The following is a 21901-nucleotide window of genomic DNA, read 5'->3' as shown; positions in this document are numbered from 1 at the left end:
GTTGATGTTTATCTGCACCTTGGAGGTATCGGTTAAATTTATCTTACGTAATAAAAAAGCACGGTAATAATGATAATTACCGTGCTTTTTTACGTTGATAACAAACGTAACGTCTCAACAATGTTGTCGGTTATGCTCGTTCAATAGGAAAGGCTGTCACTTTTTCAATGTGATCAAGTCCTAATGCCAACATGATCAACCGGTCGATACCTAAGGCGACACCCGCACAGTCAGGGAAACCAGCACGTAGCGCGTTAACCAAATTCATATCAATCGGTTGAGGCTTTAATCCCATCTCTAAACGCTTTTGATTATCTTGCTCAAAACGTTGTAATTGCTCATCACCATTCGCTAACTCATGAAAGCCATTCGCCAGTTCAATGCCTTTAAAATACACCTCAAAGCGCTCTGCCACACGAGGATCAGTTGGGTTAATTTGCGCCAATGCCGCTTGCGAGGCAGGAAAGTCATAAACAAAAGCTGGTACATGCTGACCAATTTTACCTTCAACGCCAATGCTAAATAGCAACTGTAATAAGGTATCGCGATCGTCTTCAGGTTCAGCGATATCAGACAGCCCAAGATTTGCAGCCGCCGCTTTAAGTTCCGTCATTGTGCCAGTTAAAGGACACACGCCAAGCTGGTTAATAAACGCCTGTTGGTAGGTCATCTTCTCAGCGGCACCACAACCTAAAACTAACTGCAGTAAGTCATTCATTTCATCCATGAGCAAATGATGATCAAAGTTAGGACGGTACCACTCTAACATGGTGAATTCGGGGTTATGGTAACGACCCGATTCTTCATTACGAAAAGATTTGCAAATCTGATAAATCGCCCCACTTCCCGAGGAAAGTAATCGTTTCATATGAAATTCAGGGCTAGTCATTAAAAATAACATTTGCCCATCAGCATACCCAGGCCCTACAAATTCGGTTTGAAAAGTATGTAGGTGTACATCCGTCACCGTTGCTTGGCTCATGGCTGGAGTATCGACCTCCATCACCTCACGAGCGGCGAAAAACTGACGAATAACCGCTAACAGATGAGCGCGTTTTTTGAGTTGCTCAATAGACGCAGTAGGTTGCCAAGTAGACATAAACTTTCTTCTTTAATGAAATTGATTAATGCTCACATTTTATCAGAGCTCAGCAATAAACGTCGCAGATTCCCACAAGAGATCACAACAAAGTCTCTATGACTGATAAAGATATGAATAAATTATGAAAAAATAGCTTCTCTTTTTTTCTCTGATGAAAACTTAATATTTAATCACCAGCTTACAACACCCACATCCCCGCAACTAAAGCATCACTTGATTTGTCTTTCTTATCATCAAGTTAAAAAGCACCCCCAATAAAAACAAAATAACCGCCACACATCAATTAACATTTAATAAACATAAAAACCAATAAATACAAAGAGATAACAATTTAAAAACATGATCGATTGTGACAAATATCACAGGTTTTGTAATCTTCTTACATTTTTTGACTATTTCGGTAAAAACCTGCGTCTAAATCAATTTATCTAATCACAGGGTTTCATAGAATGCGCTCAGGATTTCAAGGATAGATGCCCCACGCGCATCTTTTCAATTTTTACCGTCTTACCTTCGGAGGATAGCTGTGAAGACTATTACCACAGATATCGCTGTAATCGGCGCAGGTGGTGCAGGCCTACGTTCTGCCATCGCTGCTGCAGAAGCTAACCCAGAACTAGAAATTGCACTGATCTCAAAAGTGTATCCAATGCGTTCGCACACTGTTGCGGCTGAAGGTGGCTCTGCTGCCGTGATCAAGGACGAAGATAGCTTAGATAATCACTTCAACGATACCGTTGGCGGTGGTGACTGGCTATGTGAACAGGACGTTGTGGAATATTTCGTTGAGAACGCCACTCGCGAAATGATCCAGATGGAACAGTGGGGGTGCCCATGGAGCCGTAAAGAAAACGGTGAAGTAAACGTTCGTCGTTTTGGTGGTATGAAAGTAGAACGTACATGGTTTGCTGCAGATAAGACTGGCTTCCACATGCTGCACACCTTATTCCAAACCTCGATTAAGTATTCTCAAATCAAACGTTTTGATGAATATTTTGTGGTTGATCTTTTAGTTGAAGATGGTGAAGTACAAGGTCTAATTGCAATCCACATGTCTGAAGGCGAATTGATTTGTATTAAAGCAAAGTCAGTGATCCTTGCAACGGGTGGTGCAGGTCGTGTTTACCACTGTAATACTAACGGTGGCATTGTAACTGGCGATGGTATGGCAATGGCGTACCGTCACGGTATTCCACTACGTGATATGGAATTCGTACAATATCACCCAACAGGTCTTCCTGGCACAGGGATCCTGATGACAGAGGGCTGTCGTGGTGAAGGCGGTATCATTGTAAATAAAAACGGTTACCGTTACTTGCAAGACTACGGCATGGGCCCTGAAACACCTGTCGGCCAACCAAAGAACAAATACATGGAATTAGGCCCTCGTGACAAAGTGTCACAGGCTTTCTGGCATGAACAACAAAAGGGTAACACCATCAAGCACCCACTTGGTGATGTGGTACACCTAGATCTACGCCATCTTGGTGAAGAATACTTGCATGAACGTCTACCGTTCATCTGTGAATTAGCAAAAGCCTATGTCAACGTCGATCCTGCAAAAGAGCCGATCCCAATTCGCCCTACTGTTCACTACACCATGGGTGGTATTGAAACAAATGGCGAATGTGAAACTCGCATTAAAGGTTTATTTGCTGTGGGTGAGTGTGCTTCTGTCGGTCTTCACGGCGCCAACCGTTTAGGTTCTAACTCATTAGCAGAGTTCGTGGTATTTGGTCGTGTTGCTGGTGAGCACGCGGTTAAACGTGCCGAGGAATTCAAAGGTTGGAATGACGCATCGATCAATGCACAAATTGATGCAGTTCAAGCACGTATTGATGCCCTAATGGCACAAGAAGGTGATGAGAACTGGGCAGAGATCCGCACTGAAATGGGTCACACCATGGAAGCGGGTTGTGGTATCTATCGCCAAGAAGATTTAATGCAGGCAACGATTGATAAGCTAGCGGAGCTAAAAGATCGTTACAAGCGCATCTCCATTCAAGATAAAGGTAAAGTCTTTAATACCGATCTGCTATACGCAATTGAAATTGGTTACGGCCTAGAAGTGGCTGAAGCGATGGCACACTCAGCAATAAATCGTAGAGAGTCTCGTGGTGCACACCAACGCTTAGATGACGGTTGTACTGAACGTGATGATGTGAACTACCTAAAACACACGTTAGCGTTTTACAACAATGGCGCAGCACCAATTATCGATTACAGCCATGTAACGATCACCAAATCTCAACCTAAAGCACGTCTATATGGTGCTGCCGCTGACGAAGCTGCAGCAAAAGACTCTGCTGAAAAACTAGCAGCCACAGAGCAACAAGAGGAAAAGGCATAATGTCAGCGACTCGCATTCAATCAGTTGAAATTCTGCGTTATGACCCAGCAAAAGACGCAGAACCGTACCTAGAACAATTCGAAGTACCGTTCAATGAAACCATGTCTGTTCTTGATGCGCTTGGTTACATTAAAGACCACCTAGATAAGGATTTATCCTACCGTTGGTCTTGTCGTATGGCTATCTGTGGCTCTTGCGGCATGATGGTAAATGGCGTGCCAAAGCTTGCTTGTAAGAGCTTTTTACGTGACTACCCTAACGGTGTAAAAATTGAGCCATTAGCAAATTTTGCGATTGAAAAAGATTTAATTGTCGATATGACGCCATTTATTGAGCGTCTTGAAGCGATTAAGCCCTACATTATTGGTAACGATCGCACACCTGAAGATGGTACAAACCTACAAACACCAGAGCAAATGGCGAAATACAAGCAATTTGCAGGCTGTATTAACTGTGGTCTGTGCTACGCCGCGTGTCCTCAGTTTGGTTTAAACCCTGAATTTATTGGCCCTGCAGCATTGACTCTGGCTCATCGCTACAACCTTGATAGCCGTGACAATGGTAAAGATGAACGTATGGCGCTTATCAATGGTGAAAACGGTGCTTGGGGTTGTACATTCGTAGGTTACTGTTCTGAAGTCTGTCCTAAGAGTGTTGATCCAGCTGCGGCTGTTAACCAAGGCAAAGTCGAATCTTCTAAAGATTTCGTTATTGCAATGATCAAACCAATGGAGGCATAAGGATGAGCAACCGTAAACCTTACGTTCGTGAAATGAAGCGTACTTGGTGGAAAGACAGCGCTTTCTATCGCTTCTACATGATCCGCGAAGCAACAGTACTACCTTTGATCTTTTTTACAATCTGCTTAACATTCGGTTTAGGTAGCCTAGTTAAAGGTCCTGAAGCATGGCAAGGCTGGTTAGATTTCATGGCTAACCCTATTGTGATTATTTTAAATATTCTTGCCCTAGCAGGTAGCCTATTCCACGCATTCACCTACTTCAATATGATGCCACAAGTTGTGCCTATTCGTATTAAAGGCAAATTGCTTGATAAGAAAATTATCATTCTTGCTCAGTGGGCTGTTGTTGCTGTTATTACCTTGTTTGTTCTTGCGATAGTTTAAGGAGTCCGTCGTGGTTAATTTACATCCTAAACGTTCTGACGAGCCAGTATGGTGGAGTCTGTTCGGTGCTGGCGGTACTTGGTTTGCAATGATCACACCGGTTACGATTTTAGTACTCGGTATTCTTGTTCCTCTTGGCATTATTAGCCCAGAAGCAATGACTTACGATCGCGCAGCAGATTTCGCAACCAGCTTTATTGGTGCCCTGTTTGTTATCGCAACTCTGTCGCTACCAATGTGGCATGCGATGCACCGTTTGCACCACGGTATGCATGATTTAAAAATCCATGCAGGTGTGGTCGGTAAGATCGCTTGTTACGCATTTGCGTTTTTGATCACCGCCCTATCCATCATTTTTGTATTCATGATTTAAACTGTATACAAAAACACAAAAAGCACCGCAAGCGGTGCTTTTTTATTATCTAAATTTTATGATAGCAACCGTTTCTAATTTACCTTTTTCCATCAATATCAAAAAATAGAAACAAAAAAGGCCGCTTACGCGACCTTTTCATCGTTAATAATATAACGACCTTATAAACCGATTAATTACTTAACACGGCTTACGTATTCACCAGAGCGAGTATCAACTTTGATCACTTCGCCGATAGCGATAAATAGAGGTACACGAACAACAGCACCCGTACTTAGTGTTGCTGGCTTACCGCCAGTACCTTGTGTATCACCTTTAAGACCAGGATCTGTCTCAGTCACTTCTAGCTCAACGAAGTTTGGTGGAGTAACAGCAATTGGGTTACCGTTCCAAAGTGTTAGCGTACAAGTGTTGTTTTCAACTAGCCACTTAGCATTCTCACCAACCGCTTTAACGTCAGCAGCAATTTGCTCAAACGTTTCGTTGTTCATGAAGTGGTAGAATTCACCATCGTTATATAGGTAATCAAGATCAGTATCGATTACGTCCGCAGCTTCAACTGATTCACCTGATTTAAAAGTCTTCTCTAAAACTTTACCAGAAATAAGTTTACGGATTCGTACGCGGTTGAACGCTTGACCTTTACCAGGCTTAACAAATTCGTTTTCGATAATGACACATGGTTCATTATCTAGCATAATTTTCATTCCGCCGCGGAATTCATTGGTGCTGAAAGACGCCATTCTAATCCTCTTAACATCTTCGAGTTGTATTTAATGTCGCATATCATACCCCTAAACGTGCCATCTGTTGAGCAAAACTGGCTTAATGATCTATCGAATGCGATATCTGATCCCTTTCAGTTACTCAAATTGCTCAAAATTGATCCCACACCATGGGAAAATGGCCTCGCCGCAAGGAAGCTGTTTGCGCTACGTGTTCCATTGAGCTTTGTTGAAAAAATGGAAATCGGCAACCCACATGACCCACTTTTACGTCAAATTTTACCCTTAGAGCAAGAATTCGAAGTTCACCAAGGTTACTCTGTCGATCCCCTAGAAGAGCAGCAGAACGATATTCCAGGGTTACTGCATAAATACCACAATCGTGTATTGCTGATAGTCAAAGGTGGCTGTGCGGTCAACTGCCGTTATTGTTTCCGTCGTCATTTTCCATATAGCGACAATAAAGGTAACAAGCATCAATGGCAGCAGAGCCTGGCGTACATCGCCGCCCATCCTGAAATCAATGAAGTGATTTTATCCGGTGGCGACCCGTTAATGGCTAAAGATCATGAGCTCCAATGGCTTGTTGAGCATATTTCAGCAATACCTCATATCAAGCGCCTACGTATCCACAGCAGGCTACCAGTGGTGATCCCTAACCGTATTACCGATAGCTTGTGTCAAATACTGGCAGAGACGCGTTTACAAACGATTTTGGTGACTCATATTAATCATGCCAACGAAATCGATGATGCGCTAAAAACAGCAATGCAGAAGCTAAAACAAGCCAATGTCACCTTACTTAACCAAGGCGTACTGCTAAAAGGCATTAATGACTCGGTAAAGACATTAACAGACCTTAGCGAAGCATTATTTGATGCAGGTATTCAGCCTTATTACCTCCACGTTTTAGACCGCGTGCAAGGCGCTGCGCATTATATGGTAGATGATGAAACGGCTCGTCAATTAATGGCCGGATTAATCACCCAAGTCTCAGGGTATCTCGTCCCTAAACTCACCAGAGAAGTCGGTGGACGAGCAAGTAAAACGCCGCTGGACTTACTGCTTGAATAGGCCATAAACCCAACAGCAACACGAAAAAGACGATTAAATCGTCTTTTTTTACACCAAAAACAAAATAAACACCTTTTCGAATTAATTACACCAAAAAGGTGACCACACTATAACAATCACTTAAAGTAACATAATAAACCAATCATAACACATTGATTATTAAAAACTAAAATAACACGTACAGCTTTTCCAGTAAAATAACAACTAAGAATAGGTAACATGATGTTCTTTTTACTTACATTAAAAAGAACATCATGTTACTTTTACTTATTCGATAAATAAATTTATCCAACACAATCAAAAAAAATCATCTTTACGGCTATCGATTTTTTATTGTTTTAAGCGCATAGTCGCGACTCATACAGCGGCATATATTTAACAAGTTCGCCAAACTTAACGCTGCTGACTATCACCTCTTATTTGTCGCGAGTAACGCAATGAAAATTGGCATTTTGTCGCAAAACGCTAACCTATACTCCACCCGTCGCCTTGTTGAAGCTTGTGAGCAACGAGGACATGAAGCTGTGATTATTAATGCACTGCGTTGTTATATGAACATCAACTCTGTGCAGCCTTCAATTCACTTTGAGGGCAATGATTTAACAGGTTTTGATGCCATTATTCCGCGTATTGGCTCAGACATTACCTTTTATGGCTGCTCTGTATTACGTCAGTTTGAAATGATGGGTGTCTTCCCTGTCAATCAATCCATTGCTATTTCCCGTTCACGCGACAAACTACGTTCATTACAGTTATTAAGCCGCAAAGGTGTTGGTATGCCTGTTACCGGCTTTGCGAGTAAACCAGATGACGTACCTGATTTAATCAAAATGGTCGGTGGTGCACCTTTGGTTATTAAGTTATTAGAAGGTACTCAAGGGATTGGCGTAGTATTAGCTGAAACTCAAAAAGCAGCAGAGAGTGTGATTGAGGCTTTTATGGGCTTAAAAGCCAATATTATGGTTCAGGAATATATTAAAGAAGCCGGTGGCGCCGACATCCGTTGTTTTGTTATTGGCGATAAAGTCATTGCGTCAATGAAGCGCCAGGCAGCTGAAGGTGAGTTCCGCTCAAACCTACACCGTGGTGGAAGTGCATCACTGATCCGTATTACACCAGAAGAGCGTAAAACGGCGATTGCAGCAGCGAAAGCAATGGGATTAAGCGTTGCGGGTGTAGATTTACTGCGTTCTAACCGTGGTCCATTAATCATGGAAGTCAACTCATCACCTGGCCTTGAAGGCATTGAAGCGGCAACAGGCAAAGATATTGCTGGTATGATCATCGAATATATTGAAAAAAATGCCAACAAGAGCAAAAGGTTTCAATTAAATCAATAACTTGAACTCGCCGTTGTTATGAAACATAACAACGGCAACTATGAACTTAAATAAAGTTCAGCTTTTCACGAAAAATACAGCAAAAAGCAGAACAAAACACTCCGCAAGCCAAAACCTCAAATAATCAGGGTAACCTATTGATTATAAATAAGTTAATTCTGTACAGCTTTTTAAGATTTTTCCTCAATAAACTAAAGCTTTTATACCGCTAAGTTCTTTATACCTTATTTATTATTAATATAGTTAGTAAGTAACAGCTTACTTCTTCACTGACAAAGCAAAGTTTGGAACAATATATCGCCACATTCCTATAACTGTGATCGTTAAAACATCCACTAATCACTGATGAGATTAATACTATCAGACCGTTCAAAATTACGTTAACGTAGTACGTTATATAATGATGATGATATTAAAAATCAAAGGATTAACGATGACAGACTTTACCTATAACGTTGCTATGATTGAAGATGAAAAGCCTTTTGACATGGGACAGGTAAATACTAAAGATGTACCAGAAGAAGCCCTAGAGACTTATACAGAGATGCTTTCTCAGCTATTACAACAAGAAGATCCAAGTAAGCATTACGCTGGCTTTGGCTTTGAAGGAGCTGAAAAGTTAGCGTTTAGCGCTTTACCTATCACTGAACACGATCAAATTGGCGCAGGTATGGTTTACAACCCAGACGATAATGGTGAGAACTTAGTACTGGTTGGTCGTGTATTCTTCAGCATAACGGATCGTACCGTATCTTTTAACATGGAAACTAACGCCGATGATGTATTAGTTCAAGGTGATATCGATTTACGTGGTTTCATCCAGTCGTTCATTATTTGCTTTATGGCTGCGTGGGTCTCATTAAATCAGGATAACCTGCCTAGCGAGAGCTAATAGACTCCCTTTTTGATATTCACTACGCCTCTGCTTAAATACAGGGGCGTTTTTATAACTAAACACCATCGTTTCCAGCCCTATCAGACATCAAAATCTCCTCTCCGAACTAACCTGTACAGCTAAATGAAAAAATTACAGCTTTTTTATGCTCAAATACAATCGCATTTATAGCGCCTTTTAATTCCAACATAACTTATTGAAATAAAACAATAAAAACAACGTACAGCTTTTAGGGCTTTTTTCTAGATGAGCAATGGTTCATAGAGGTTAATATACTAGAAAAATCATATTTATCGACCACGTCAAAGTCGATAGTTTGATTAAGTAATTATTAAACCAATACTTATTGAACACATTTTTAATCTTATTTCACAAAAAACATGCTCTAATATATTAATGGCAATTAAGTGGCTTAATTGAGTTTATATACAATAAAAACATAAAAACACAATTTGATTTAAAAGATGGGAATATAAACTCTTATATGCTTATCACTCAAAATAGTGGTTATTGGTATTTTTAAGGCACAATGCTGTACATGATTTTTTCTGATTATATGCTTGATTATAACAATCACGCCTTACTTTTATCTTGAGTGTATTAGAGAGAGTAACAGGACAAGACGAAGACCTTTATATAACAAGAACAGCAAATAGGTGTACACTTTCAACGGTATAAGCTAACACATCGTAACACTTACATAACTCATTGTTTTAAAATAACTTTATTTTTGTGCAGCTTTTTTAGGAATATTCCCGACAAACTATGTACAACAATAAAAACAATGTTACGTATATTGGTTCTATATTTATCAGGCAATAAAAAAGCCGAGCATCATGCTCGGCTTTTCAAATAACTAAGAGAAAAATCTCTACTGTTATTAATGGGTTACATCATACCGCCCATGCCACCCATACCACCCATGCCGCCCATATCAGGCATTGCAGGAGTATCAGTCGCTTTGTCAGTAATCATTGCTTCTGTCGTGATCATAAGACCAGCAACAGATGCTGCGAACTGAAGTGCTGAACGAGTTACTTTTGTTGGGTCTAGGATACCCATTTCAATCATATCACCGTACTCGCCAGTTGCTGCGTTATAACCGTAGTTCGCTTCACCTGCACGTACATTATTAGCAACAACAGATTCTTCATCACCTGCGTTCTTCGTGATTTGACGGATAGGTGCTTCCATTGCACGAAGTGCTACACGGATACCCACGTTTTGCTCTTCGTTGTCGCCAGTAAGGCCTGCAACTTTAGATGCTGCGCGGATAAGTGCAACACCACCACCTGCAACAACGCCTTCTTCAACCGCTGCGCGAGTTGCGTGTAGTGCATCTTCTACGCGGTCTTTCTTCTCTTTCATTTCAACTTCAGTTGCTGCGCCAACTTTGATAACCGCTACGCCGCCAGCAAGTTTAGCGACACGCTCTTGAAGTTTTTCTTTGTCGTAGTCAGATGTTGCATCTTCAATTTGTTGACGAATTTGTGCAACACGACCTTGAATCATCGCTTCTTCACCAGAACCGTCGATGATTGTTGTGTTTTCTTTCGTGATAGTTACACGCTTAGCTTGACCAAGATCTTCTAGCTGAACTTTTTCTAGCTCAAGACCGATCTCTTCAGAAATCACGGTACCTGCTGTTAGTACTGCGATATCTTGAAGCATTGCTTTACGACGGTCACCGAAACCAGGTGCTTTAACAGCGGCCACTTTCACGATGCCACGCATGTTGTTCACAACTAATGTTGCTAGCGCTTCACCTTCAACGTCTTCTGCGATGATAAGTAGAGGACGAGATGCTTTAGCAACGCCTTCTAATGCAGGAAGAAGTTCACGGATATTTGATACTTTCTTATCAACCAATAGGATGAATGGGCTTTCTAAATCAACAGAACCCGCTTCTTGGTTGTTGATGAAGTATGGAGATAGGTAGCCACGGTCAAACTGCATACCTTCAACAACGTCTAGTTCGTCTTGAAGTGCTTGGCCTTCTTCAACGGTGATAACGCCATCACGGCCTACTTTTTCCATCGCTTCAGCAATTAGGTTACCCACAGTTGCATCAGAGTTCGCAGAGATTGTACCTACTTGTGCGATAGCTTTTGTATCAGCACATGGAACAGATAGCGCTTTTAGCTCTTCAACCGCAGCAATAACCGCTTTGTCGATACCGCGCTTAAGATCCATAGGGTTCATACCCGCAGCGACTGCTTTTAGACCTTCAGCGATGATCGCTTGTGCAAGTACTGTTGCTGTTGTTGTGCCGTCACCCGCCGCATCGTTAGCTTGTGATGCAACTTCTTTCACCATTTGTGCGCCCATGTTCTGGAATTTATCTTCCAGTTCAATTTCACGCGCAACAGAAACACCATCTTTAGTAATCGTTGGTGCACCAAATGATTTGTCTAGTACAACGTTACGGCCTTTAGGACCTAATGTTACTTTTACTGCGTCAGCTAGAATGTTGACACCTTCTAGCATTTTAATTCGTGCGTCGTTACCAAATTTAACGTCTTTAGCAGCCATCTTGCGTTTCCTTTCTTAATTTTTAATTCGATGTGATCGGATTATTCAACGATTGCCATGATGTCATTTTCAGACATGATTAGAACTTCTTTGCCATCGATCTTTTCAGTCTTAGTGCCGTAGCCTTCAGCAAAGATAACAGTGTCGCCAACTTTAACGTCAAGTGGCTGAACAGAACCGTTTTCTAAAATACGACCTTTGCCTACTGCAAGTACTTTGCCGCGTGTTGATTTTTCAGCCGCAGAACCTGTTAATACAATGCCGCCAGCAGACTTAGATTCAACTTCTTGGCGCTCAACGATAACACGGTCGTGTAAAGGACGAATATTCATCGGTCGTCTCTCCTGATAATTGGTAATTTCCATACATGAATGTACACACAAACTGATGTTTGGCGACTTTTCTATTATCTAATCATGTTGGGTCTAATATGAGAGAACCCAAGGTGTAGACCAATTTTTTTTCATTATTTATTTGAGAACTTTTGCCCGATCACATTCTTTGCATTAGGGTATGCAAGCATCCTTACAATGAGACCGCCATGGAAACCAACAACAAGCCTGATAAATACGGCTTATTATCCGATCCGATCCCAGATGCATTACGCCGTTTAGCTGTACCAATGGTATTCGGTATGATTGCTATTTTAATGTTTAATCTGGTTGATACATTTTTTATCTCACTACTTGGCACCAATGCATTAGCCGCGGTCAGTTTTACATTTCCCGTTACCTTTGGTCTGAACTGTATCACCATGGGCATGAGTGTTGGGATCTCCACCAGCATTGGACGTTTACTCGGAAGTGGTGATACCAAAAGTGCAGCAAGGCTTACCACACATGGTTTATTGCTTGCCGTTATTTTAATGGTGTTAGGTTCAACAGTTGGGTGGCTAACGATAGATCCACTCTTTTCCTTAATGGGCGCCAGTGCGGATTTACTGCCAATCATCCACGAATATATGACTGTGTGGTACATCGCAATCCCCTTATTGGTGATCCCTATGACGGGTAACAGTGCAATACGCGCAACAGGCGATGCCAAAAGCCCAGCTAAAATTATGATCATAGCTGGTTTAATTAACGGTATCCTCGATCCTTTATTGATCTTTGGTTACGGGCCGTTTCCAGAATTAGGAGTGAAAGGCGCTGCTATCTCAAGCGGGATCAGTTGGGCTGTAGCATTAACCGCATCATTGTATTTGCTCCATCGCCGTGAAAAATTACTCACAATGCCAGTCCTCCTAAAATTAAAATCTGATTGGCAGCAGATTTTACATATTGGCGCGCCTGCTGGATTATCAAACGCACTCAATCCATTATCGAGCGCTCTATTAATGTCATTGCTTGCCGCGCAAGGTACCGCATCAGTTGCCGCATTCGGTGCCGCGATGCGTATTGAATCAATTTTAGTGATAGGGATGATGGCATTGGGCTCAGCATTAATGCCGTTTATGGCGCAAAACCTTGGCGCCAATAAACCGGAACGGGCTTTTAAGGCGCTTTTTACTGCCATGCATTTTGCGATTTTATTCCAACTGTTGATTTTTATCGCCATGGTGCCACTCAGTGTGCCATTAGCTTCACTGTTTTCTCGTGATGCCACAGTACAACATCAACTGTGGCATTATTTATTAGTCGTACCAGCTAGTTATGGTTTACAAGCAGTATGTATGCTACTCATTAGCGCGCTCAATGCATTACATAAAACCGTCAACGCACTGATTTGGAACCTGTTACGTTTATTTGGTTTTCTGCTACCAAGCGCTTGGGTAGGCAGCTTGTACTATGGTACGAAAGGGCTCTTTATCGGCATCTCCATTGCCAATGTTATTGGTGGTATTTGTGCTTATTTGTATGCACGGCGATTACGAAAAACGACCTTATCTTCGCTCGTTATCCCCTCTAAAATATGAATAGTGTAAATATAAAAAAGGCAGCTAACGCTGCCTTTTTTATTAATAACTTTTTATATACTACGTTTAAAGACCTACTTTAAACGTGGGTTTTGATGGTTGTTATTTTGATCATCTTTACGTTCAAATTCACCATCGAAAACATCACCATTGTCATTTTTATGACTAAACGGCCCAGTTGATTGCCCATCAAACCCTGAGCTAAAACCGCCACCAAACTGATTAAAGTTGCTCTGCACTTTTACGCGCTGCATTAATTGCTGTGCAATTTTGGCACGAATAGGCGGCAGTAAAATACACATGCCTAATGCATCTGTCATAAATCCAGGCGTAAGCAATAACACTCCAGCAACGGCTAACAGTACACCTTCAACAATTTCTTGTGCTGGCATTTGCCCTTGCTGCATCTTTGTTTGTACAGACATTAATGTCGCTAATCCTTGGCTACGTACCAAAGAAGCCCCAACCACGGCAGTAATAAACACTAGCATCATGGTCGGCCAAAAACCTAAAAAGCCACCGACCTGAATAAATAGACCAATTTCAATCATTGGAACGGCGATAAAAAGCAGCATTAATATTGCAAACACACCTAACCTCTTTTTTATAACGTATCGGTATTCAAAACGCTGAATGACTCAATATAGTATTACATGTTTAAACGCTAAATACCGTGTCGCCTAAGATAAAAAATCGTTAACAAATAATTCAACAGTTCTTTTTGCACTAAACCTTAAATACACATTTCCCCCTCAAACAACTTGTTCATATTTTGTTATTTCTTTTCATTTTTAGATAAATAAGCCACCCCTCCTGTTAACAACTTTTGTGAGTAGGATCGCGTTTCTGTGCAAATATTTTCAGGCTCACGTAAAAAGTGATCTGGATTATGTTTTTAGCCAATCAGGGGAGTATCATCAGCATCAATTAAGATGTCAGGTACGATCATCTTGCTTCAACTTAGCAAAACGGACCCTTTGCTTAGACAGTTGGCTTAATCATTGATTTTATTAAAAGATTCCCAAAGGGCTATATTATGTCTCAGATGATTGATCTTGAAAAAAATAACGAAGCAGCACTGAATGTTGCAACTCGAATCGAAGAAGATCTTCTTGGTGAGCGTCACGTTCCAGCAGACGCGTATTGGGGTATTCACACTCTACGTGCAATCGAAAACTTTAATATCTCTAATACCACCATCTCAGACGTACCTGAGTTTGTTCGCGGCATGGTTTTCACCAAAAAAGCTGCAGCGATGGCGAACAAAGAACTGGGTGCGATCCCTTCAGAAGTCGGTAACTACATCGAGCAAGCTTGTGATCTTATTTTAGAAACAGGCCGTTGTATGGATCAATTCCCTTCTGATGTATACCAAGGCGGCGCTGGCACATCTGTCAACATGAACACCAATGAAGTGATTGCAAACCTTGCTCTTGAGCTTATGGGCAAAAAGAAAGGTGAATATGACATCATTAACCCGAACGATCACGTAAACAAGTCACAATCGACTAACTGTGCTTACCCTACTGGTTTCCGTGTTGCGGTATATAACAGCATCATTAACATGCTAGAAGCATTAGAGTACCTAAAGACAGCCTTCGATGTGAAAGCAACGGAATTTGCTAGCATCTTAAAAATGGGCCGTACTCAGCTACAAGACGCTGTACCAATGACGGTAGGCCAAGAATTCCATGCTTATAGTGTGTTGTTAAAAGAAGAAATCAAAAACCTGCATTACACCGCGCAGCTACTGCTTGAAGTCAACCTAGGTGCGACGGCTATCGGTACTGGTTTGAATGCAGCGACAGGTTACCAACACCTAGCGGTTCAACGTCTAGCTGAAATTACAGGCCTACCTGTTACCCCAGCAGAAGACTTGATCGAAGCAACATCTGACTGTGGCGCTTATGTTATGGTTCACGGCGCGCTAAAACGTACTGCGGTGAAACTCTCTAAGATCTGTAACGATCTACGTCTACTGTCTTCTGGTCCTCGTGCTGGTTTGAACGAAATCAACCTTCCTGAAATGCAAGCAGGCTCATCTATCATGCCTGCAAAAGTAAACCCTGTTATCCCAGAAGTGGTTAACCAAGTTTGCTTTAAAGTAATTGGTAACGATACAACCATTACTTTTGCAGCAGAAGCAGGTCAGCTTCAACTTAACGTCATGGAGCCTGTGATTGGCCAAGCGTTGTTTGAATCAATCAGCTTGCTTAAAAATGCGTGTGTTAATTTACGTGAGAAATGTATCGAAGGCATCACAGTCAATCAAGATGTCTGTGAGAGCTACGTGTTTAACTCTATCGGTATCGTGACTTACTTAAACCCATTCATTGGTCACCATGAAGGCGATATCGTAGGTAAAATCTGTGCTGAAACCGGTAAGAGCGTCCGTGAAGTGGTGCTAGAGCGCGGCTTGCTGACGGAAGAGCAATTAGATGATATCTTCTCCATCGAAAACTTAATGCACCCTCAATACAAGGCACAGCGCTATAACTAAGCGTAGCGGTACCTGAGTAATACAGCGGATTTTCACTAGAGGATCCGCTTTTTTTTGCGAAATTTTTTGTTTTTACCTCAAACTTTTTATTTTTAACTTCTATTTTTTAAACTTTTAAACAGGAAAAATTCTATGATTGGAATAGAGCTCTTTGTTGTCCTTGCCTTTATCTTTTTAGGGGCAAGGATTGGTGGGATCGGGATTGGTTTCGCCGGTGGTGCAGGCGTTATTGTTTTATCGCTAGTGTTAGGTGTGCCTACCAGCCAATCATTTATCCCTGTCGATGTTATCTTAATCATTATGTCAGTGATCACTGCCATTGCCGCCATGCAAGTCGCGGGCGGTATGGACTGGCTGGTACAACTTGCAGAAGATTTTCTGCGTAAAAATCCAAAGCGCATTACTTTCTATGCGCCAATCGTGACCTACTTAATGACGGTAATGGCAGGTACTGGACATACCGCATTTTCAACCTTACCGGTTATTGCAGAAGTGGCTAAAGGCCAAGGTATTCGCCCATCTCGCCCTCTTTCTATTGCCGTTATTGCCTCACAAATTGCAATTACTGCATCCCCAATATCTGCGGCCGTTGTTGCTTTCTCCGGTATTTTAGAACCTATCGGCGTAAGCTACGTAACACTACTGGCAATCTGTATCCCTACAACATTCATTGCTTGTATGGTTGGCGCTTTTGTTGCCAATTTTATGGGGTGTGAGCTAAAAGATGATCCTATTTATCAAGAACGCCTAGCAAAAGGTCTAGTAACGGCTGATAATACAAGCCGTCGCGAAATTAAACCTCAAGCAAAACGGGCAACTTACATCTTTTTAGTCGCGATTATCTTTGTCGTTTGCTACGCCGCTGCTATTTCGCACTCTATTGGCTTAATTGACAACCCAACTCTAGGTCGTAACGAAGCAATCATGTCGGTAATGCTAACAGCAGCTGCAGCTACCGTTTGGTTATGTAAGATTGACGCATCAAAAATTGCTTCTGCGCCGACGTTCCGTTCAGGTATGACTGCCTGTATCTGTGTATTAGGTGTGGCATGGTTAGGTTCAACATTTGTTAACGCCCACGTTGATGGTATCAAGGAAGTTGCTGGTTCTCTATTAGGTGAATACCCATGGATGCTATCACTGGTATTATTCTTTGCATCAATGCTACTTTACTCTCAGGGCGCAACAACTGTTGCACTGATGCCAGCAGCATTGGCGATTGGCGTCGCACCGCTAACTATGATTGCTTCATTTGCAGCAGTGAGTGCATTGTTCGTTCTGCCTACTTATCCAACCCTATTGGCAGCCGTTGAAATGGATGACACAGGTTCCACCCGTATTGGTAACCTTGTCTTTAACCACCCATTCTTTATCCCTGGTGTCGTTACGATAGCGACTTCCGTAGCACTTGGTTTTGCTGTTGGCGGCTTCTTGCTGTAATACCAAATACACATTCCAATTTTAAAAAAGATTGCTCTCGAGCAATCTTTTTTTGTCTTAACTTTGACATCCATTTACACAAATTGATGAAATTCTTGCTAAGCTAATAACATCCCCAAAGATAAGAGTTATCACTATGATGTTATTAACTAATTACCCGATTATCATGGCGATAACGATTATATGTATCCTGTTATCTTGCGGAACACTCTGGTTTATCTGCCGCCACCCTATCCCATATAAAGGGTTATATAGCATTGGACTTGGGATCATTATTGGTCTGTGCTCTATTTTCCTCTTTACCACGATTAAACATTTAGAACGCCAAGCTCAGCTCATTTCGACCACTACTTTTATCTCTATTCAATCTATTGATGATTTAGATCTAGCGTTAGCAGACGCAGCAAGCCAACATAAACCGGTATTGCTGGACGTAACCGCTGATTGGTGTGCGCCTTGTATTACCTACAAAAAAGAAGTCTTCCCTTCACCATCCGTGGCGATGCAATTACAGAAATACACCTTACTCGAAGCGAATGTGACCGCTAATACCCCACAAGATCTAGCGTTGATGCAACAGCTAAATGTCATAGGTTTCCCAACATTATTGTTCTGGGATAATAACGGTAACCAAGCAACGAAAGCCCGAGTAACAGGGTTTATGGATGCCAGTAAATTTAGTGAACACCTGCACCAACAAGCACTGCATCTCCAGTAACTATTTGCAGAAAAACAGTCACATTTAACAAAATAGAAGTGTTGAGTTACAACTAAAGTGAATGATTAAGGATCAACTTCAGATCTTTATGGTATGAAAATTGCGCAGTGATCAGTGAAGTGTTAGCGTTAGTTTATTAATAATAAAAAAAGTACTGCCATGGAAGCTCAGCACACTATCGTTATTGCCGATGATCATCCTCTGTTTCGTAATGCCCTGTTTCAATCGGTCCATATGGCGATTAGCGGTGCGAACCTGCTCGAGGCAGACTCCCTTGATTCTCTATTTGCGTTGTTAGAAAAAGAGCCTGATGTCGATTTGCTGTTACTCGATCTCAAAATGCCTGGTGCAAATGGCATGTCTGGATTAATCCAACTTCGTCAACAATACCCAGAACTACCGACTGTTGTGATCTCTGCCAGTGAAGAAGAAAAAGTCATTCGTCAGGTTCATAGTCATGGTGCATTTGGCTTTATTCCAAAATCTAGTGATATGCGTGCGTTGATCTCTGCACTGAATCAAGTCCTCGATGGTGAACCTTTTTTTCCTGAAGACATCGCAGATAACAATAACGCTTATCGAGATCTAGCAGATAAAATTGCCACCCTAACGCCACAGCAATATAAAGTATTAGGCATGTTGTCAGATGGCTTGCTCAACAAACAGATTGCTTACGAGCTAACCGTTTCTGAAGCAACGATAAAAGCACACATGACCGCGATATTTCGCAAGCTTGAAGTCAAAAATAGAACCCAAGCCGTTATATTGTTGCAACAGCTGGATCTATAACGCCCTTTTCACTATCGGCCTGATAATATTTTGTTACGTTATCATGCCTTAAATAAAATGTGACTAACCATCACAATTGAATATTTTGATACACTCGTAAGCGGCTACTCACACTATTTCATTGCCTTAGCTTATGGAGGGGCGTTTGCTTACTGCCTTAGTGACTCAATTTGTTCTTATTTGGGCTGTGATTGATCCTATCGGTTCAGTCCCGGTTTACCTTTCTCAAACCCAACAATTAACTGCACAGCAACAGCGTATTGTTGCTTTAAAAGCCGTTGCTATTGCAACAGGTGTATTATTATTTTTTGTTATTGTCGGTCAGGTACTATTAGAAGCGATGCAAATTCCATTGCCCGCTTTTCAAGCCGCTGGCGGGCTCGTTCTACTACTTTTTGCCTTAACCATGATTTTTGGTGAGGGTAAAGTCGATCAAGAATGTAAAATGAGCAAAGAAGAAGTCGCTCATTCAGAGTTGGGCAGCTTAGCTGTCTACCCACTTGCTATTCCCTCCATTGCATCTCCTGGCGCCATGATGGCTATCGTGATGCTGACAGATAACAATCGCTACGCCATCAGTGAACAAATCATTACGACACTGGTGATGATATCGGTATTACTGATTACCTTATTACTCTTACTTGGCGCCAATAAAATCCAACAATACATTGGTAATGTAGGCGCGGCGATCATCAGCCGTGTCATGGGATTAATATTGGCCGCTGTTGCCGTCAATAATCTTTTAATGGGTATAAAAGATTTCTACCTATTAACTTAGACTTTTGGCTAATCATAATTGCCGTCTTCATTATAAAAAGCGATTTACCGCTCACAAAAACGCCCTCATCAGGGCGTTTTTGCTTTTTTACCCTCGACTAAAGTTGCACAGATAGAATCTACTTTCATTGCTATTGTTTCTTTCGTAACAATTTATTAACAATAAATATCGTATTTGAAATTGTGAAGGAGATAACAATGGCGTTCGCATCCAAGGAGCAAGCACAAGCCTATTGGAAAGAAAATCTCAGTATCATGGGATCGCTACTAGCAATCTGGTTTGGTGTTTCGTATGGCGCAGGGATCTTATTTGTTGATGCCCTCAATACCATTCAAATTGGTGGTTTTAAGTTAGGTTTTTGGTTCTCGCAGCAAGGGGCGATTTATACCTTTGTCATTCTGATCTTTGTTTATGTTAATCGCATGAATGCACTCGATCGTAAATTCAACGTTCAGGAAGATTAAGGAAGCGTCACATGGATATTCAAACTTGGACCTTTATTCTCGTCGGCATTACATTCGCCATTTATATCGGTATTGCGATTTGGGCTCGTGCAGGATCAACCAGTGAGTTCTATGTTGCTGGCGGTGGTGTCCACCCTGTCGCTAACGGCATGGCAACAGCTGCAGACTGGATGTCAGCCGCCTCATTTATTTCAATGGCAGGGATCATCTCATTCATTGGTTACGATGGTGGCGTCTACTTAATGGGTTGGACTGGCGGCTACGTATTATTAGCGCTATGTCTGGCACCTTACTTACGTAAATTCGGTAAATTTACGGTACCTGATTTTATCGGCGATCGTTATTACTCTAAAACTGCCCGCATGGTGGCTGTGTTCTGTGCCATTTTTGTTTCATTCACTTATGTAGCAGGCCAAATGCGTGGAGTCGGGGTGGTATTCGCTCGTTTCTTAGAAGTGGATATCAACATGGGGATCATTATCGGTATGGGGATCGTCTTCTTCTACGCAGTAATGGGTGGTATGAAAGGGATCACCTATACCCAAGTCGCGCAATATTGTGTGTTAATTTTTGCCTTCATGGTTCCCGCTATTTTTACTTCTTTAATGATGACAGGATCCCCTATACCACAATTTGGTTTGGGATCAACGGTCAATGGTTCTGAAACGTATCTACTTGAAAAGCTTGATGGTTTAACCACTGAACTTGGCTTCACCGCTTACACCGATGGTTCAAAAAGTATGGTCGATGTGTTCTTCATCTGTGCCGCTCTTATGGTGGGTACTGCAGGTCTACCTCACGTAATTATCCGTTTCTTCACTGTACCAAAAGTAAAAGATGCACGCGTATCAGCGGGCTGGGCATTAGTCTTTATTGCCATTTTATACACTACCGCACCAGCTGTTGCCGCATTTGCCCGTGTCAATATGATTGATACGATCAATGGCCCAGACATGAAAGGGGTTCCTGCCGAGCAAGCACCTAGTTGGGTGAAAAACTGGGAAAAAACGGGCCTTGTCGCGTGGGAAGATAAAAATAATGACGGCAAGATGTTCTACTCTGGCGATGATCGTAATGAAATGAAGATCAACCGTGACATCATTGTATTAGCCAGCCCTGAACTAGCTAAGTTACCTAACTGGGTTGTCGCACTGCTTGCCGCCGGTGGTTTAGCTGCCGCACTATCAACCGCTGCAGGGTTACTACTGGTGATATCCACCTCTATTTCACATGATTTACTGAAAAAAGGCTTGAAACCGAACATGACCGACAAACAAGAGTTACTCGCCGCCCGTATTGGTGCCGCCGTAGCGATTGTGGGTGCGGGCTACTTAGGAATTAATCCACCTGGCTTTGTTGCTCAAGTAGTTGCTTTCTCATTCGGCTTAGCCGCCGCGTCTTTCTTCCCTGCCATTATTCTTGGGATCTTCTATAAGAAGATGAATAAATCAGGGGCGATAGCAGGCATGATTTCGGGTATTACTTTCACTGCAGCTTACATTATTTACTTCAAATTTATTAGCCCTGCAGCAAGTACACCTGACAACTGGTTCTTTGGTATTAGCCCAGAAGGGATCGGTACGCTTGGTATGTGTCTAAACTTTGTTGTCGCGATTGTGGTGAATAAGTTTACTGCCGAAGTACCTGATGATGTCCAAGAGATGGTGGAATCTATCCGCTTCCCTCAAGGCTCTGGCGCTGCCCAAGATCACTAAGCAATACCTCACTTCTCCTTAGCTATACTTCCCTAGCTTTTGCGGAGTCCATTGGACTCCGCCTT

Annotated in this window: 20 protein-coding genes; 15 read left to right on the top strand and 5 right to left on the bottom strand. The window is 42.0% G+C overall.

Features of this window, described 5'->3' with window-relative positions; genetic code table 11:
* Positions 1-130: 130 nt before the first annotated feature.
* The gene (epmA, locus tag C9J40_RS14815) at positions 131-1099 is read right to left on the bottom strand and encodes an elongation factor P--(R)-beta-lysine ligase (RefSeq protein WP_107247323.1); all 969 of its coding nucleotides are present in this window, start codon (positions 1097-1099) and stop codon (positions 131-133) included.
* A 529-nt stretch (positions 1100-1628) separates the two neighbouring features.
* On the opposite strand from epmA, the gene frdA reads away from it, so the two are divergent.
* The 4 genes from frdA to frdD are packed head-to-tail and all read left to right on the top strand — an operon-like array spanning position 1629 to position 4951.
* The gene (gene frdA, locus C9J40_RS14810; protein WP_107247322.1) at positions 1629-3452 is read left to right on the top strand and encodes a fumarate reductase (quinol) flavoprotein subunit; all 1824 of its coding nucleotides are present in this window, start codon (positions 1629-1631) and stop codon (positions 3450-3452) included.
* Positions 3452-4192, top strand: coding sequence for a succinate dehydrogenase/fumarate reductase iron-sulfur subunit (locus tag C9J40_RS14805; protein ID WP_107207990.1), 741 nt, complete (start codon positions 3452-3454; stop codon positions 4190-4192). The genes frdA and C9J40_RS14805 overlap by 1 nt, the downstream gene beginning before the upstream one ends.
* A gap of 2 nt (positions 4193-4194) precedes the next feature.
* Positions 4195-4578, top strand: coding sequence for a fumarate reductase subunit FrdC (frdC, locus tag C9J40_RS14800; RefSeq protein ID WP_107207989.1), 384 nt, complete (start codon positions 4195-4197; stop codon positions 4576-4578).
* A 10-nt stretch (positions 4579-4588) separates the two neighbouring features.
* On the top strand, positions 4589-4951 hold the full coding sequence (gene frdD / locus C9J40_RS14795; protein WP_107207988.1) for a fumarate reductase subunit FrdD: 363 nt from the start codon (positions 4589-4591) through the stop codon (positions 4949-4951).
* Between the two features lie 176 nt (positions 4952-5127).
* Here the strand turns inward: frdD and efp are convergent, their stop codons facing one another.
* Positions 5128-5694: an elongation factor P gene (efp, locus tag C9J40_RS14790; protein WP_008986072.1), complete on the bottom strand. Its 567-nt coding sequence runs from the start codon at positions 5692-5694 to the stop codon at positions 5128-5130.
* A gap of 33 nt (positions 5695-5727) precedes the next feature.
* On the opposite strand from efp, the gene epmB reads away from it, so the two are divergent.
* The 3 genes from epmB (at position 5728) to C9J40_RS14775 (ending at position 8982) form a co-directional block, all read left to right on the top strand.
* The gene (gene epmB / locus C9J40_RS14785; RefSeq protein WP_107247321.1) at positions 5728-6750 is read left to right on the top strand and encodes an EF-P beta-lysylation protein EpmB; all 1023 of its coding nucleotides are present in this window, start codon (positions 5728-5730) and stop codon (positions 6748-6750) included.
* Between the two features lie 437 nt (positions 6751-7187).
* A complete protein-coding gene (rimK, locus tag C9J40_RS14780; RefSeq protein WP_045137470.1) occupies positions 7188-8090 on the top strand; it encodes a 30S ribosomal protein S6--L-glutamate ligase in 903 nt (300 codons plus the stop codon).
* A gap of 433 nt (positions 8091-8523) precedes the next feature.
* Positions 8524-8982, top strand: coding sequence for a molecular chaperone GroEL (locus tag C9J40_RS14775; protein ID WP_107247320.1), 459 nt, complete (start codon positions 8524-8526; stop codon positions 8980-8982).
* A gap of 891 nt (positions 8983-9873) precedes the next feature.
* Here the strand turns inward: C9J40_RS14775 and groL are convergent.
* The gene (gene groL, locus C9J40_RS14770; RefSeq protein ID WP_105061388.1) at positions 9874-11517 is read right to left on the bottom strand and encodes a chaperonin GroEL; all 1644 of its coding nucleotides are present in this window, start codon (positions 11515-11517) and stop codon (positions 9874-9876) included.
* A gap of 41 nt (positions 11518-11558) precedes the next feature.
* Entirely contained in the window at positions 11559-11849 is a 291-nt protein-coding gene (locus C9J40_RS14765) for a co-chaperone GroES (RefSeq protein ID WP_005372610.1), read from the bottom strand.
* Positions 11850-12058: 209 nt separating this feature from the next.
* Here C9J40_RS14765 and C9J40_RS14760 point away from each other — a divergent pair, with 209 nt between their 5' ends.
* Entirely contained in the window at positions 12059-13432 is a 1374-nt protein-coding gene (locus C9J40_RS14760; protein WP_107247319.1) for an MATE family efflux transporter, read from the top strand.
* A 74-nt stretch (positions 13433-13506) separates the two neighbouring features.
* Here the strand turns inward: C9J40_RS14760 and C9J40_RS14755 are convergent, their stop codons facing one another.
* Positions 13507-14022, bottom strand: coding sequence for an FxsA family protein (locus C9J40_RS14755; RefSeq protein WP_107207977.1), 516 nt, complete (start codon positions 14020-14022; stop codon positions 13507-13509).
* A 446-nt stretch (positions 14023-14468) separates the two neighbouring features.
* On the opposite strand from C9J40_RS14755, the gene aspA reads away from it, so the two are divergent.
* From aspA to C9J40_RS14720, 7 genes are all read left to right on the top strand, one after another.
* Complete coding sequence (gene aspA / locus C9J40_RS14750; RefSeq protein WP_107207976.1) at positions 14469-15932, top strand: aspartate ammonia-lyase; 1464 nt, start codon at positions 14469-14471, stop codon at positions 15930-15932.
* A 132-nt stretch (positions 15933-16064) separates the two neighbouring features.
* Positions 16065-17372 carry an anaerobic C4-dicarboxylate transporter gene (locus C9J40_RS14745; RefSeq protein ID WP_107247318.1) on the top strand — a complete coding sequence of 436 codons (1308 nt, stop codon included), beginning with the start codon at positions 16065-16067 and terminating at the stop codon, positions 17370-17372.
* 136 nt (positions 17373-17508) lie between these two features.
* Entirely contained in the window at positions 17509-18090 is a 582-nt protein-coding gene (locus C9J40_RS14740; protein WP_107207974.1) for a thioredoxin fold domain-containing protein, read from the top strand.
* Positions 18091-18249: 159 nt separating this feature from the next.
* Positions 18250-18879 (top strand): response regulator transcription factor, encoded by a 630-nt coding sequence (locus C9J40_RS14735; protein ID WP_005372631.1) that lies wholly within the window; start codon positions 18250-18252, stop codon positions 18877-18879.
* 145 nt (positions 18880-19024) lie between these two features.
* Positions 19025-19657, top strand: a complete 633-nt coding sequence (locus C9J40_RS14730; protein ID WP_107207973.1) for a MarC family protein — start codon at positions 19025-19027, stop codon at positions 19655-19657.
* Between the two features lie 197 nt (positions 19658-19854).
* Positions 19855-20121, top strand: coding sequence for a DUF4212 domain-containing protein (locus C9J40_RS14725; protein ID WP_005372635.1), 267 nt, complete (start codon positions 19855-19857; stop codon positions 20119-20121).
* A gap of 11 nt (positions 20122-20132) precedes the next feature.
* Positions 20133-21836, top strand: coding sequence for a sodium:solute symporter family protein (locus C9J40_RS14720; RefSeq protein WP_107247317.1), 1704 nt, complete (start codon positions 20133-20135; stop codon positions 21834-21836).
* The last annotated feature ends 65 nt before the right edge of the window (positions 21837-21901 follow it).

Source organism: Photobacterium sp. GB-72 (genome assembly GCF_003026095.1).
Lineage (GTDB): Bacteria > Pseudomonadota > Gammaproteobacteria > Enterobacterales > Vibrionaceae > Photobacterium.
The sequence above is the reverse complement of the archived record's forward strand: the minus strand, read 5'-3'. Positions and strand labels throughout refer to the sequence as shown.

Coding starts and splice junctions, on each gene's coding strand:
- epmA (WP_107247323.1), bottom strand. CDS start 1,099: ATGTCTACTTGGCAACCTACTGCGTCTATTGAGCAACTCAAAAAACGC.
- C9J40_RS14805 (WP_107207990.1), top strand. CDS start 3,452: ATGTCAGCGACTCGCATTCAATCAGTTGAAATTCTGCGTTATGACCCA.
- frdC (WP_107207989.1), top strand. CDS start 4,195: ATGAGCAACCGTAAACCTTACGTTCGTGAAATGAAGCGTACTTGGTGG.
- efp (WP_008986072.1), bottom strand. CDS start 5,694: ATGGCGTCTTTCAGCACCAATGAATTCCGCGGCGGAATGAAAATTATG.
- epmB (WP_107247321.1), top strand. CDS start 5,728: ATGTCGCATATCATACCCCTAAACGTGCCATCTGTTGAGCAAAACTGG.
- rimK (WP_045137470.1), top strand. CDS start 7,188: ATGAAAATTGGCATTTTGTCGCAAAACGCTAACCTATACTCCACCCGT.
- C9J40_RS14775 (WP_107247320.1), top strand. CDS start 8,524: ATGACAGACTTTACCTATAACGTTGCTATGATTGAAGATGAAAAGCCT.
- groL (WP_105061388.1), bottom strand. CDS start 11,517: ATGGCTGCTAAAGACGTTAAATTTGGTAACGACGCACGAATTAAAATG.
- C9J40_RS14765 (WP_005372610.1), bottom strand. CDS start 11,849: ATGAATATTCGTCCTTTACACGACCGTGTTATCGTTGAGCGCCAAGAA.
- C9J40_RS14760 (WP_107247319.1), top strand. CDS start 12,059: ATGGAAACCAACAACAAGCCTGATAAATACGGCTTATTATCCGATCCG.
- aspA (WP_107207976.1), top strand. CDS start 14,469: ATGTCTCAGATGATTGATCTTGAAAAAAATAACGAAGCAGCACTGAAT.
- C9J40_RS14745 (WP_107247318.1), top strand. CDS start 16,065: ATGATTGGAATAGAGCTCTTTGTTGTCCTTGCCTTTATCTTTTTAGGG.
- C9J40_RS14740 (WP_107207974.1), top strand. CDS start 17,509: ATGATGTTATTAACTAATTACCCGATTATCATGGCGATAACGATTATA.
- C9J40_RS14735 (WP_005372631.1), top strand. CDS start 18,250: ATGGAAGCTCAGCACACTATCGTTATTGCCGATGATCATCCTCTGTTT.
- C9J40_RS14725 (WP_005372635.1), top strand. CDS start 19,855: ATGGCGTTCGCATCCAAGGAGCAAGCACAAGCCTATTGGAAAGAAAAT.
- C9J40_RS14720 (WP_107247317.1), top strand. CDS start 20,133: ATGGATATTCAAACTTGGACCTTTATTCTCGTCGGCATTACATTCGCC.